Here is a 13,167-nt window from a genome sequence, read left to right as displayed (position 1 = left end):
CCGAAAAGGCGGCCACAGCCGTGCGCGGCCATTGGGGCATCGAGAACCGGCTTCACTGGGTGCTCGACGTCCTGTTCAAGGACGATCAGTCTCGCCTGCGCAAAGGCCACGGCGCCAGGAACATGGCTGTCGTCCGGCACTTCGCGCTCAATCTCATCCGAACGGCCAAAGACAAGAAGTCCCTCAAATCACGCCGAAAACTCGCCGGATGGTCGCCAGACTACCTCGCCAGCCTCCTCGATCAGACGCAATGAAACATGGATTCGGAGCCCTGAGAACATCTGGGCCTATCTGCGCGCAAACAAGCTCGCCATCAGTGTCTTCGACAGCTACGACGACATCGTCGATCGCTGCTGCGAGGCCTGGAACTTCTTCGCAAACGATCCTGACCGCATCCGATCGATCGCTGATCGGCAATACGCACAAGCGGTCAGAGATTAGGGCCGTTGGTATAACGGTCGTCCGTGATGTTCGAAGGGCCGGTTCTGCGCCTGAGAATCGTCTTGTCCTCCTCGAAACCCCCGCTGCGTCATGCGGCAGCAACATGGCGGCCGGACGGCTCGCATGGTTCTTCATGGCATCGTTGCCATGGCCGCAGCAACAGCTTTGTGACGGGAAATTCGGCAAAAGGCCATGGGTGTCGCGCAAGTCGGCAGACGACGTCGGCGCGCCGGGCCCGGCGAGGGAGCCTGCGCCGGGTTGCCCGGCCTGCCGGAGATGGCGACGCATTCCCGCGGCAATGGCCGCGCCCGGCGCGGCGGAGATCTGCGATCTCGACGATCCCTCGAAGCCCTCGGAACCCCCATCGCGAGGGCGATGACGTTTTGGGCTCGACGACTTCGCCGGCGCTCAGCCGTCGAAGCGCGCTGCGGCGATGCGCTTTGCCGCGTCGAGCGGCGGGGCAGGGGTGCGGGTGTCGAGGTCGCTGCGGGAAAACACGATCGGCGTTCTGAGGCCGGGAACGCCGCCTGCCTCGATCTTCAGGCCGCGGGCCGCGATCTGCGGCTCGGCGAGCGCTTCTGAGACGGTGTTGATCGGCCCGCCCGGAACGCCTGCCGCTTCCAGCATGGCGATGAAGGCGGCGCGGCTCTGCCGGGCGATCGCCGGGCCGAGCAGCGCGGTCAGGCGATCGCGGTTCTCGACGCGGGCGGGATTGGTGGCGAAGGCCGGGTCGGCCGCCAGCCCGCCGAGATCGAGCACGCCGCAGAGGCTCGCGAACTGCCGGTCGTTGCCGCAGGCGACGATGACGTGGCCGTCGCTCGCGGCGAAGACCTGATAGGGAACGATGTTCGGATGGGCGTTGCCCATCCGGCGCGGCGACCTGCCGGAGACCAGTGCGTTCATCGCCTGGTTGGCGAGCGCCGCGACGCCGCAGTCGAGAAGCGCGAGGTCGACATGCTGGCCGAGGCCGGATCGCTGGCGCTCGATGAGCGCCGCCTCAACGGCGATCACCCCGTAGAGGCCGGTGAGGATGTCGATCCAGGCGACGCCGATCTTCTGGGGCTCGCCCTTTGGGTCGCCGGTCAGATCCATGATCCCGCAGAGGCCCTGGATCAGGAAGTCGTAGCCGGGGCGCGCCGCCTCCGGCCCGGTCTGTCCGAAGCCGGTGATCGAGGCGTAGACGAGGCGCGGATTGCGGGCCGAAAGGCTCTCGTAGTCGAGGCCGAAGCGCTTCAGCCCGCCGACCTTGAAGTTCTCGACGACGACGTCGGCGCCGTCGATCAGGGATTTGAGGGCCTCGAGTTCGGCGGCGTCGCGGAAGTCGCAGACGAAGCTCTCCTTGCCGCGGTTGGCGGCATGGAAATAGGCGGCGCTGCGGCCGCCTTCCTTTTCGACGAAGGGCGGGCCCCATGTCCTTGTGTCGTCGCCTTCCGGCGCCTCCACCTTGATCACCTCGGCGCCGAGATCGGCCAGCGTCTGGCCGATCCAGGGGCCGGCGAGAATGCGGGCGAGCTCGACGACCTTCAGGCCCTTGAGCGGCGCATCCGCCATCAGAAGAAGGCCTGCAGGCCGGTGATGGCCCGCCCGAGGATCAGCGCATGGACGTCGTGGGTGCCCTCGTAGGTATTGACGGTCTCGAGGTTGATCATGTGGCGCATTACCGGGAACTCCTCCGAGATGCCGTTGCCGCCGTGCATGTCGCGGGCCTGCCGGGCGATGTCGAGCGCCTTGCCGCAGTTGTTGCGCTTGACGAGCGAGATCATCTCCGGCGCGGCGTTCGCCTCGTCCATCAGGCGGCCGACCCTGAGCGAGGCCTGCAGGCCGAGGGCGATCTCGGTCGCCATGTCGGCGAGCTTCTTCTGGTAGAGCTGCGTCTGGGCGAGCGGGCGGCCGAACTGCCTGCGGTCGAGGCCGTATTGCCGCGCGGCGTGGAGGCAGGCCTCGGCGGCGCCCATGACGCCCCAGGAAATGCCGTAACGCGCCCGGTTGAGGCAGCCGAACGGGCCCTTCAGCCCCTCGACGTTCGGCAAGAGCGCGTCTTCGGAGACCTCGACGCCGTCGAGCACGATCTCGCCGGTGACGCTCGCCCGCAGGGACAGCTTGCCGCCGATCTTCGGCGCCGAGAGGCCCTTCGCGCCCTTTTCCAGGACGAAGCCCTTGATCTTGCCGCCATGCGCTTCGGACTTCGCCCAGACCACGAAGACGTCGGCGATCGGCGCGTTGGAGATCCACATCTTCGAGCCGGAGAGGACGTAGCCGCCGGCGGTCTTCTTCGCCACCGTCTTCATCGAGCCGGGGTCGGAGCCGGCATCGGGCTCGGTGAGGCCGAAGCAGCCGATGAATTCGCCGCTCGCGAGCTTCGGCAGGTAACGCCTGCGCTGCTCCTCGGTGCCGTAGGCATGGATCGGATACATCACCAGCGACGACTGCACCGACATCATCGAGCGATAGCCGGAATCGACCCGCTCGATCTCGCGGGCGACGAGGCCGTAGGCGACGTAGGAGGCGCCGATGCCGCCGTATTCCTCCGGGATGGTCACGCCGAGGAGGCCCATCTCGCCCATTGCCCGGAAGATCGAGGCGTCGACCGTCTCCTCGCGCGCCGCCTCGGTGACGGCAGGGGCGAGGCGGCTCTTGGCGAAGCTCGCCGCCGCCTCCGCGAGCATGCGCTCTTCCTCGGAGAGCTGGTCGGCGAGGCGGAACGGATCCGCCCAGTCGAAGCGGCCGAGGTCGGGTGCGTCCTTGGGCTTCAGGGCCATGAGATTTTCTCCCGAATGTCTGTGTGTCGGTCGCGGTGATAGCACCGCGGCGGGTGCGGCTTCAAACGAATTGGACTTGCAATCTCATGAGGATTTGTCATGAAGTCGGGTCATTGACAGATAGGCCGCCCTCTCTCCCCCCTTGCGATTTCCATCGTTTAGGCGCTTCGCGACTTAGTCGATGAAGTCGCTTTCGCTCCCGCAAGGGGGAGAGAGGGCGCCCGGCCTGCCACCTCGCTGCGAGGCCATCCCCCATGCGCCGCTCCTACACCCCGACGATCGGCGAGCTGCAGGCCTTCCGGGCGCTCGCCCAGGCAGGTTCCGCCACGAGCGCCGCCCAGACCCTCGGCCTCACCCAGAGCGCCGTCAGCCGCTCGCTGCAGAGCCTCGAGGAGCGGCTCGGCGTCAGGCTGTTCCACCGGGTGCGCCAGCGCCTCGGCCTGTCGGATGCGGGCCGCGCCTTCCTGCGCGACGCCGAGCGGATCCTCGCCGAGATCGACGGCGCCGTGCTCACCGTCATGTCCTTCGGCGGACGCGAGAAGCTGCTGCGCCTGAAGGTCCTGCCGACCTTCGCCAGCACCTGGCTGATCCCGCGGCTGAAGAGTTTTGCGGCGATCGCTCCGGAAATCACCCTCGACGTCACCTCCGCCCTCGGCCCCGTCGACTTTTCCCGCGATCCCGCCGACGCGGCGATCCAGCGGCTCGAGCTGCGCTCGCGCGGGGCGGAGGCGATCGCGCTTCTCGACGAGACGCTGATCGTCGTCGCGTGCCCTGAGGTCGCCGGCGGCGCCGGGGCGCTGGACGATGCGGCGATCGCCAAGCTGCCGCTGCTGCAACAGGCGACGCGGCCGGACCTGTGGCTCGCCTTCTTTCAGGAGGCGCGGATGGACGCGGTGAGCATCCTCAGGGGGCCGCGCTTCGAACATTTCGGCATGGTGCTCGCGGCGGCGCGCGCCGGCCTCGGCGCGGCGCTGGTTCCCGAAATCCTCGTCGCGCCGGATCTTGCCGCCGGAACGCTGGTCCGGGCCTCGCCGCGCACCATGGACGGCGGCTCGCCCTACGGCCTGATCTTTCCGCCGGAGCGGGCGGACAATGACGGCTTCCGCCTGTTCCGCGACTGGCTGATCGCCGAGGCGCGCGGCGGTGCCGATCCGGCCGGGGCGGGGAACGGCGCCTGAACAGTGCGCCGTCGCACGGAGCCGCCTTCGCGCAGACGATGGCACGCGACCGCAATTTCGTCGGCTTTCGGGCGCCATCGAAAAAGAGGATCAACGACGGACGATCGCGACGATGGCCGGTCCCTTCGCAACGCCGCAGTTCACGCGTCGCCGCTGCGCCCGCGGTTTCACCGCCCCCGCGCTTGGTCTCGCACTGGCCTTTGCGCTCGCGGCGCCGCCGGCGCGGGCGCAGCAGGCGGGCGATCCGCCGAGCCCGCTTCTCGCCCGGCTCGAGGCGCTGGCGGGGCATGGCGGCGGAGCCCGGAGCTTCGGCTCGCAATCCATCCTGTCGTCCTGCTGGAGCCCGGCCGAACTCGCCGCCGGGGGCCCGGCGGAAAAGGCGATCACCCGCCGCGGTGCCGACGTCAGGCTCGGGCCGCCGGCGCGGCAGCGGCCGTCGCTCGCCGCCCCCGTCCTGCCCGCGGTGATGCGCAATTCCATCCGCCGGGTCGACACCGGCGGCGAGAAGCTCGTGGCGCTGACCTTCGACGTCTGCGAACAGAACGGCGAAAAGGCCGGCTATGACGGGGCGATCGTCGACTATCTCAGGGCGAACGGCGTCGCCGCCACCTTCTTTCTCGGCGGCAAGTGGATGGCGACGCATCAGGAGCGGGCGATGCAGATCATCGCCGACCCGCTGTTCGAGGCAGGCAATCACGCCTGGACCCACGGCAACATGCGCGTCCTCACCGGCAAGGACATGCAGGACCAGATCGACTTCACCCAGGCCGAATACGAGCTGACGGTGGAGCGGCTTCTCGAAAGGCCCTGCGCCCAGGCGGCGGGCGCCGCCGAAGCCGTCCGCATTCCGCTGCGTATGTCGGCCTTCCGCTATCCCTACGGGACCTGCAGCGCCGAGTCGCTTTCCGCCGTCAACGCCGCCGGGCTCGCCGCCGTGCAATGGGACGTCGTCACCGGCGATCCAGCGAAGGGCACCTCGGCCAGGGCCATCGAGGCGACCGTGGCGGGCCGGGTGAAGCCCGGCTCGATCGTCGTCATGCATGCCAACGGCCGCGGCTGGCACACCTCCGAGGCGCTGCCGGTGCTCGTCGCCGCGCTGAAGGCCAAGGGCTACCGTTTCGTCACCGTCGGCACGCTCCTCGCCGCCGGGCGACCCGTCGCTGCGGCGAGCTGCTACGAGCTGAAGCCCGGCGACAATGGCCGCTACGACCGGATCTTCGGCCGCGGCACCGGCGACCGGCCGGTCAAGACCGCGACCAGGGGCTGAGACGCGCGGTGGGGATCTTGGGACGGAGCGCCGATCCGCAGGCCGCGGCCGACCATCATCCCTTCATGGCGCCCCGATACGACGTCGCGGGCCATCGCATCGCGCCGCTGACGGCAGCCGAGGCGCGTCGCCTCGCCGAGGAGATGGCCGGGCTCGATCCCTGGGCGCGGCTCGGAATAAGCGCGGCGTCGCTGGCGGCGACCCTCGGACCCGGCGCGGATTCCTCGCCTTATGCGGTGCGGGGTTTCGGCCTGTTCGATCCGGTGGGCGAGATGGAACCGCTGGGGGCGGCGGCGATCCGCCCGCGGTTTCTCAACGGGCCCTATCTGGCGCTGATCTTCGTGCGGCCCGGCTGCCAGTCGCGCGGCACCGGCCGGGCGGCGCTCGCCTTCATGGAGGAAGAGGCGCGGCGGAGCGGGGCGAACGGCCTCTGGGTGTCGGTCTCGGCCTTCAACGAGCGGGCCTTCGCCTTCTACCGGCGCTTCGGCTTCGAGGAGATCGGCCGGGTTCCCGGCCTGATCCGGCCGGGCGAGGACGAAAGGCTGATGCGCAAGCCGCTGTGACGCCGGCGCTGCCGGGCCTTGCTACCGGCGATAGGGCCCGTCGAAGAGGTCGCCGAGGGCGAGGCGCATGCGCAGCGTCAGGCGGCGCTTGCGAAGGTTCCACGGCCGGTCGTGGTTGAGATGGCAGCGCTGGCAGAGCGCCGCGAGGTTCGTGGCGGCGTTGTTGGCGGTGTCCTGGTCGAGATGGGCGCAGGCGAGCCGCACCCGCGTCGTTGCCGGCCGCGATACGGCCCAGAGAACCCCCGGGGCCGGCTGCGAGACGAGGCCGGGATCGGGCGCCGCCAGGCCGCGCCGCAACAGCCGCCCCCGGCCGTCGCGCCAGCGCCCGGCCGCTTCGTCGAACCAGCGCCCGTCGCCGAGGTGATAGACGAGCCCGCCGTGCGGCCTGCCGCATCCCTCGCAGCGGCCCTTGGCCCGGCCGAAGCGGATCGACGCCGAGAGTTCGCGCCAGTCGATGGGATAGAAATGACGGTCTTCACGCCGGATCGGCATCGCGCTCCTCCTCCCGGGCGTTGGCGGGCGCCAGCGCCTCGCGGATCCGGCGGATGGTCGTGCGGCTGACGCCGTGGCGCCGGGCGAGTTCGGAGACGGAGGCGCCGGCGGCGAGCCGCTCGGTCACCTCGCGGCGCGCCGGGGCCGACAGGCTTGGCCGGCGGCCGAGCCGCTTGCCGGCGCCGCGCGCCCGGTCGAGACCGGCGCGTGTGCGCTCGATCATCAGGTCGCGTTCGAACTCGGCGACGGCATTGATGACGCCCATGGTCATCCGGCCCGCGGCGCTCGACAGGTCGACGCCGCCGAGCGCCAGGCAATGGGTGCGCACGCCGCGCCCGGCCAGCGCCTCGACGGTGGCACGCACGTCCATGGCGTTGCGGCCGAGCCGGTCGAGCCGGGTGACGACGAGGACGTCGCCGGCCTCGAGCCGGTCGACGAGGCGCGCGAAGCCCTCCCGCTCGAAGGCGGCGACGGAGCCCGACACCGTCTCGGCGACGACGCGGTGCGGCGCGACGGCGAAGCCGGCGGAGCGGATCTCGCCGAGCTGGTTGTCGGTGGTCTGGCCGAGGGTCGAGACCCTCAGATAGGCGAAGCTGCGCGACATGGCGGCGAAGGCGGGGCTTTCGGATGGACGCAAACGCCGCGAGCATATCGTCCATGGCCGAAGATCGCCAGGGCCTGGTTTCGTTCATCCCCAGCCACGATGGACGAAACCGATCGGTTTCGGCCGGGCGGTTCCATGGCGGGCGCGGCGGGCCGATGCCGCCCGCCTGTCAGCGCGACGCCGCGACGGACAGTCCGACCCGGGCGAGTTCGTCGGCGGCGATCCGCGAGAAGCGCAGCAGCGTCTCGTCGTCGAGATCGGCGGCCATGCCGGTGATCGTCAGGGTGCCGAGAAACGTGCCGTCGCCCTCGAAGACCGGCACGGCGACCGACGCCAGATGGCGGTTGCGCTCGCCCCGCGAAATGTAGCGCGCCTCGCTCCTTATCTTCGCGTGCGCCGGGCTGTCGGGATCGGTGTAGGCGAGGAGCAGCCGCGCCGCCGCGCCGCCGTCGGCGAGCGGCACCGTGGCGCCCACCTCGATGAAATAGCGGAAATCGCGATGGACGTTGTCGCGGGCGAGGCAGACGCGCTCGCCGTTCGAGCGGACGAAGAACGACGTCGTCTGGCCGATCGCGTCGCTGATCGAAACGATCGCGCCCTCGATGCGGCGCACGAAATTCGACGTCTGGCGGTAGATCGCGGCCATGCGGAGATTGGCCGGACCCGGCGAATAGGAGCCGTCGGGCCGCTTCTCCAGATAGCCCCAGGCGACGAGCGTCTTCAGCGCCCGCAGGATGGTCGCCTTGTCCAGCCCCGAGGCGGCCGAGAGGTCCTTCAGCTGCAGAACCGGCGTCTGCTGGGTGAACAGCGACAGGAGGAGCAGCCCGCGTTCCAGCACCCCGGTCGGCGGCAGGTCTCTCGGTGGGGTCATCAGTTCGCCTTCTTCCGGCTTGACGGGCTTCGTCGCGAGTGTTTTATTATATGAACCACATTTCATTTAATGAAACAAGAGGCAACAAGTGGCCGACCGATATTACGACGCTGCGGACGCGGGATTCCGGATGGAGATGTCCAAGCTCGCGCCGGAGGACTTCAAGGCTTGGATGAACCTCAACATGATCCCCGGCAAGGATCACGGCCAGATCCCGCCGAAGGTGCGCGAGCTCATCGCCATCGCCGTCGCCCATGCGACCGGCTGCCCCTACTGCATCGAATCGCACGTCACGAAGGGCAAGGCGGTCGGCGTGACCAAGGCCGAGGTCGCCGAGGCGGTGCTGATCTCCGCCGCGCTCTGCGCCGGCGCCGCCGCCGCCCATGGCGGCCTCGCCATGAAGTTCTACGGCGAGGAATGACGCGGGTTCGACCGTGTCACGCGACTGCGGCCAGGAGGGCCCGATGAACGTATCCGTCTTCGACATGACGACCATGCAGCACCTCTGGAGCACGCCGGAGGTCCGGGAGATCTTCTCCGAGCGCAATCGTCTGCAGAAATGGCTGGACTTCGAGGCGGCGCTCGCCCTGACCCAGGCCGAGCTCGGCGTCGTGCCGAAGGCCGCGGCCGAGGAGATCGCCGCCGCCGCCGACATCGACCGCATCGACCTTCAGGCGGTCGCCGCCGAGGTCCGCCGCATCAAGCACACGCTGGTGCCGCTGCTGAAGGGCATGCAGGCGGGTCTCTCCCGGGATGCCGTCGAATATCTGCATTACGGCGCGACGACGCAGGACGTCGTGGACACCGGCCTCGTCCTGCAGCTTCGCGAGTTCGACCGGGTGGTCCGACGCGATCTCGGCGCCGTCGGGCGGCAACTGATCCGCCTCGCCGAGGAGCACCGCGACACGGTGATGGTCGGGCGCACCCACGGCGTCCAGGCCCTGCCGATCACCTTCGGCCACAAATGCGCGATCTGGCTGGACGAGCTCTCGCGCCATGCCGAGCGGCTCGATCAGGCCGGGCCGCGCGTCTTCGTCATCATGCTGGTCGGCGCCGTCGGCACCCAGGCCTCCTACGGCCCGCGGGCCGCCGAGATCGAGGCGGGCACCGCCAAGCGGCTCGGCCTTGGCGCCTCCGACATCAGCTGGGCGCCCTCGCGCGACCGGATCGCCGAATACGTCACGCTCCTCGCGATGATCGCCGGCACGCTGGGGAAGATCGGCAACGAGCTGTTCAACCTGCAGCGCAACGAGTTCGCCGAAGTCGAGGAGGGCTTCACCGAGGGCAAGCTCGGCTCGTCGACCATGCCGCACAAGCGCAACCCCGTCGCGGCGGAGAACGTCGCGATGCTGTCGCGCAGCGTGCGCTATTCGGCGGCGATGATGCTGGAGGCGATGGTCCAGGAGCACGAGCGAGACGGCATCGCCTGGAAGTCGGAATGGAAGGCCGTGCCCGAGGCGTGCCTCGTCACCGGCGCCATCCTGATGCAGGCCGAGGCGCTGTTGAAGGGTCTGCGCATCGACCGCAAGGCGATGGATCGCAACGTCGCGCTGATGAAGGGCTATCTCCTGTCGGAAAAGGTGATGCTCGAACTCGGCGAGCGCGTCGGCAAGAACACCGCGCACGAATGGCTCTACGAGGCCTCGATGCAGGGCATCCAGAAGGGCACGAGCTTCGGCGACGCGCTGGCCGCCCATCCGCACATCGCCGACGCCTTCACCGCCGAGGAGATCGACCAGCTGACCGAGCCGTCCGGCTATCTCGGCACGGTGGGCGAGGCGATCGACCGGGTCGTCGCGCGCGAGAAAGATGCCGCCTGGCTGGCCGATGCCGGCGCCGGACCGCAGGCGTCAAGCCCGCCCGTCCGCCGGACTGCTTAGCGGTCTAGGCGGCATTGCAGCGGCAGGCGCGGCGGAGGAGGCCGCGTCCGCCGTCTTCCATCTTCATCAAAGGGAGGAACCCATGAAGAGACTGCTTCTCACCCTCGCGGCCGCGCTGCTCGCCTCGCCGGCCCTGGCCTTTCCGGACAAGCCGATCGAGCTCGTCGTGCCGTTCAGCCCAGGCGGCGGCTCCGACGTCTCGGCGCGGGTCTTCGCCCAGTGCGTCGAACCGATCCTCGGCCAGAAGGTGCTGATCAAGAACATCACCGGCGCCAGAGGCAAGATCGCCGAAGTCGAGGTGCGGGACGCCCGACCCGACGGCTACAAGCTGCTCTGGGCGCATCAGGGCATGGACATGGGCCTCGCCACCGGCCGCTCCGACTACAACTACACCGCCTTCGCCCCGGTCGCGAGTTCCGTCGCCATGAACTACGGCGTCTTCGCCGGCGCCAGCAGCGGCATCAAGGACGTCGACACGCTGCGCGAGAAGGTCAAGGAAAACCCCGGCAAATACACGATCGGCACCGCGCTGGCGGGCTTCTCGCACTTCGCCGTCCTCGACTTCCTCGATGCCGCGGGCGTCAATATCGACGATCTGCACACCATCCCGATGTCCGGCGACAAGGAGCGCATCGTCGCCTCGATCCAGGGCAATCTCACCCTCGTGCCGGTCGCGGTCGGCTCGGCGGCGCCTTACGTCGAATCCGGCGACGTCGTGCCGGTGGCGATCCAGTCCGACAAGCCCGATCCGCGGCTGAAGGATGCCAAGACCGCCGAGGCGCAGGGCGTCGACAGTCATTTCGCCATGTACTTCACGACCTTCGCGCCGAAGAACACGCCGAAGGAGGCGATCGACACGCTCGCCGACGCCTGGGTCAAGGCGGCGAACGATCCCGACTGCCAGGCCGAGCTCGCCAAGCGCTCGATGACGACGGTGCCGGCGAAGGGCGAGGAACTCGATCGCGATCTCGCCAAGCGCTACGACCGCATCCTGACCCTGGCGAAGAAGTTCAACCTCGGCGAACAGTCCTGATCGCCGGCTCCATGACGCAGACCTTCCACGTCTTCGACGGGCCGCGCGCTTCCAGCGCGGCCCGTCGGGGTCAACGCTCACGGGTGGCGCGATGCGCAAGACCGATCTGATCTTCTCGGCCGTCTTCATCCTCGCTTTCCTCGTCGCCGCGTCGCAGCTCTTCGCGCTTTCCGATCTCAACTCGGCGGTGGTGTCGGCGAAGCTGTTTCCCTGGCTCGTCGTCGGGCTCGGCCTGTTGATGGGCGTGCTCGAGACCGGCCGGACCCTCGTTGCGGGCGATCCTTCGGGAGTAAGCTTCGCCGAGGTCTGGGCGCAGGCCTTCGCGCGGCGGCGCATGCTGCTGCTCGTCCTGTTCGTCGTCTATCTCTTCGCGATCCAGCCGGTCGGCTTTCTCCTGGCGACGGGCCTGTTCTGCTTCCTCACCGTGGTGCTGCTCGCGCCGAAACGCTCGCCCGCGGTCGTCGCCGCGGCGGCGGCGCTCGCGATCGGCTCGGTGGCCTTCATCTACATTCTGCTCGTCGTCTATCTTCAGGCGTTCCTGCCGTAGGGGCATTGCGACAATGTACGACCTGTTTCTCTCCGGCGTGGACGCGGTCTTCCAGCCCTGGACGCTGCTCGCGGTCATGCTCGGCGTCGCCGGCGGCCTGGTCATCGGCTCGATTCCCGGCCTGACCAGCACCATGGCGATCGCGCTCCTGGTGCCGCTCACCTATTCGCTCGACATCAAGGCGACGATCCCGCTCCTGATGGGCGTCTATTGCGGCGCGATCTCCGGCGGCCTCGTCGGCGCGATCCTGCTCAACATCCCCGGCACGCCGGCCTCGGCCGCGACCTGCCTCGACGGCCATCCCATGGCCGCCCGCGGCGAAGCCGTGCGGGCCCTCGGCCTCGGCGTCTACGCCTCGATGATCGGCGGCGTGCTGTCGGGCCTCGCGCTCGTCCTCATCGCGCCGCTGCTCGCCCGCGTCGCGCTGAGCTTCGGGCCGTGGGAATATTTCTCGCTGGTCGTCTTCACCTTCAGCTGCATCTCGGCGATGTCGCCGAAGGGCCGCGCGATCAAGGCGTTCATGGCCGCATTCCTCGGCATCCTGCTGTCGCTCGTCGGCCTCGACGAGGCCTCGGGCCAGACCCGCCTCACCTTCGGCTTCACGGCGCTCGAATCCGGCTTCTACGAACTGCCCGCCTTGATCGGCCTCTACGCCATCCCGCAGCTCCTCGCCGATACCGACGACATCGGCCGGGCGGCCAAGGTGCTGAAGGTGCGCTACGAGCTCGGCACCTTCGTCAGGACGTTCCGGGAGGTCATCTCCTGCCGGCGCGATCTCGCCCGCTCGACTGTGATCGGAATCATCATCGGCATCCTGCCGGGCGTCGGGCCGGGCCTGTCGAACATCGTCGCCTACAGCCAGGCGCACCGGGCGTCGCGGCGGCCGGAGCTCTTCGGCAAGGGCGTCCTGCCGGAATCGATCGTCTCGCCGGAAGCTGCCAACAACGCCTCGATGGGCGGCGCGCTGATCCCGATGCTGACCCTCGGCATCCCGGGCGACGCCTCCACCCTGATGATGCTCGGCGCCTTCATGCTGCACGGCATCGACCCGGGGCCGCTGCTCTTCCGCGACCACGGCGACATCATCTGGATGGTGTTCATCTCCTTCTTCGTCGCCTTCTTCTTCTGCACCGTGCTCTACCACTTCTTCATTCCGCTGACGGTGAAGGCGGTGTCCGTGCCGCGGCAGTTCGTCGTGCCGGTGCTTCTGATCCTCTGCACGGTCGGCTGCTATTCGCTGAACAACCGCATGTTCGACGTCTACTGCTTCCTCGGCTTCGGGCTGCTCGGCTATTTCCTCAACATCGCCCGCGTCCCCGTCCTGCCGGTCATTCTCGGCCTGATCCTCGGGCCGATGGCCGAGCGCCAGCTCAGCCTCGCGCTGGCCTTCGGCAACGAGTCCGTCCTGCCGTTCCTCACCCGGCCGGTTTCCGGCGGCATTCTCCTGATCGCCGCGCTCAGCATCATCCTGCCGCCGCTTCTCGGGCGCCGGCGCCGCCGGTTCGAGGACGCGCCGGCCTGACATCTGAATG

The 13,167-nt window shown here is 69.0% G+C and carries 14 protein-coding genes; 9 read left to right on the top strand and 5 right to left on the bottom strand.

The window, feature by feature from the left end; translation table 11 throughout:
* On the top strand, positions 1 to 254 hold a 254-nt coding region (locus J1C47_RS21335), incomplete at its 5' end, for an ISAs1 family transposase (protein ID WP_207350506.1).
* A 595-nt stretch (positions 255 to 849) separates the two neighbouring features.
* On the opposite strand, the gene J1C47_RS21330 is transcribed toward J1C47_RS21335, so the two are convergent.
* Together J1C47_RS21330 and J1C47_RS21325 are read right to left on the bottom strand one after the other, a co-directional pair.
* Positions 850 to 1,992, bottom strand: a complete 1,143-nt coding sequence (locus J1C47_RS21330) for a CaiB/BaiF CoA transferase family protein (RefSeq protein WP_207352829.1) — start codon at positions 1,990 to 1,992, stop codon at positions 850 to 852.
* Complete coding sequence (locus J1C47_RS21325; protein ID WP_207352828.1) at positions 1,992 to 3,200, bottom strand: acyl-CoA dehydrogenase; 1,209 nt, start codon at positions 3,198 to 3,200, stop codon at positions 1,992 to 1,994. Before J1C47_RS21325 ends, J1C47_RS21330 begins: the two co-directional genes overlap by 1 nt.
* Before the next feature lie 254 nt (positions 3,201 to 3,454).
* Here J1C47_RS21325 and J1C47_RS21320 point away from each other — a divergent pair, with 254 nt between their 5' ends.
* The 3 genes from J1C47_RS21320 to J1C47_RS21310 all read left to right on the top strand — a co-directional run bounded on the left by J1C47_RS21320 (position 3,455) and on the right by J1C47_RS21310 (position 6,208).
* Entirely contained in the window at positions 3,455 to 4,378 is a 924-nt protein-coding gene (locus J1C47_RS21320) for a LysR substrate-binding domain-containing protein (RefSeq protein ID WP_207352827.1), read from the top strand.
* A 112-nt stretch (positions 4,379 to 4,490) separates the two neighbouring features.
* A complete protein-coding gene (locus tag J1C47_RS21315) occupies positions 4,491 to 5,645 on the top strand; it encodes a polysaccharide deacetylase family protein (RefSeq protein WP_207352826.1) in 1,155 nt (384 codons plus the stop codon).
* A 17-nt stretch (positions 5,646 to 5,662) separates the two neighbouring features.
* Positions 5,663 to 6,208, top strand: coding sequence for a GNAT family N-acetyltransferase (locus J1C47_RS21310; RefSeq protein ID WP_207352825.1), 546 nt, complete (start codon positions 5,663 to 5,665; stop codon positions 6,206 to 6,208).
* Between the two features lie 21 nt (positions 6,209 to 6,229).
* On the opposite strand, the gene J1C47_RS21305 is transcribed toward J1C47_RS21310, so the two are convergent.
* The 3 genes from J1C47_RS21305 to J1C47_RS21295 all read right to left on the bottom strand — a co-directional run bounded on the left by J1C47_RS21305 (position 6,230) and on the right by J1C47_RS21295 (position 8,175).
* Positions 6,230 to 6,700, bottom strand: coding sequence for a hypothetical protein (locus J1C47_RS21305; protein ID WP_207352824.1), 471 nt, complete (start codon positions 6,698 to 6,700; stop codon positions 6,230 to 6,232).
* Complete coding sequence (locus J1C47_RS21300; protein WP_207352831.1) at positions 6,684 to 7,304, bottom strand: recombinase family protein; 621 nt, start codon at positions 7,302 to 7,304, stop codon at positions 6,684 to 6,686. The genes J1C47_RS21305 and J1C47_RS21300 overlap by 17 nt, the downstream gene beginning before the upstream one ends.
* Positions 7,305 to 7,473: 169 nt before the next feature.
* A complete protein-coding gene (locus J1C47_RS21295) occupies positions 7,474 to 8,175 on the bottom strand; it encodes an IclR family transcriptional regulator (protein ID WP_207352823.1) in 702 nt (233 codons plus the stop codon).
* Between the two features lie 88 nt (positions 8,176 to 8,263).
* On the opposite strand from J1C47_RS21295, the gene J1C47_RS21290 reads away from it, so the two are divergent.
* From J1C47_RS21290 to J1C47_RS21270, 5 genes are all read left to right on the top strand, one after another.
* Positions 8,264 to 8,596, top strand: a complete 333-nt coding sequence (locus J1C47_RS21290) for a carboxymuconolactone decarboxylase family protein (RefSeq protein WP_207352822.1) — start codon at positions 8,264 to 8,266, stop codon at positions 8,594 to 8,596.
* Between the two features lie 43 nt (positions 8,597 to 8,639).
* A complete protein-coding gene (gene purB / locus J1C47_RS21285; protein ID WP_207352821.1) occupies positions 8,640 to 10,055 on the top strand; it encodes an adenylosuccinate lyase in 1,416 nt (471 codons plus the stop codon).
* 82 nt (positions 10,056 to 10,137) lie between these two features.
* Positions 10,138 to 11,088 (top strand): tripartite tricarboxylate transporter substrate binding protein, encoded by a 951-nt coding sequence (locus tag J1C47_RS21280; RefSeq protein WP_207352820.1) that lies wholly within the window; start codon positions 10,138 to 10,140, stop codon positions 11,086 to 11,088.
* Positions 11,089 to 11,179: 91 nt separating this feature from the next.
* A complete protein-coding gene (locus J1C47_RS21275) occupies positions 11,180 to 11,635 on the top strand; it encodes a tripartite tricarboxylate transporter TctB family protein (RefSeq protein WP_207352819.1) in 456 nt (151 codons plus the stop codon).
* Positions 11,636 to 11,648: 13 nt separating this feature from the next.
* Positions 11,649 to 13,157, top strand: coding sequence for a tripartite tricarboxylate transporter permease (locus J1C47_RS21270; RefSeq protein WP_207352818.1), 1,509 nt, complete (start codon positions 11,649 to 11,651; stop codon positions 13,155 to 13,157).
* Positions 13,158 to 13,167: the final 10 nt, after the last annotated feature.

This window comes from Jiella sonneratiae, assembly GCF_017353515.1.
GTDB lineage: Bacteria > Pseudomonadota > Alphaproteobacteria > Rhizobiales > Rhizobiaceae > Jiella > Jiella sonneratiae.
This window is presented reverse-complemented; position numbering and strand designations above follow the sequence as displayed.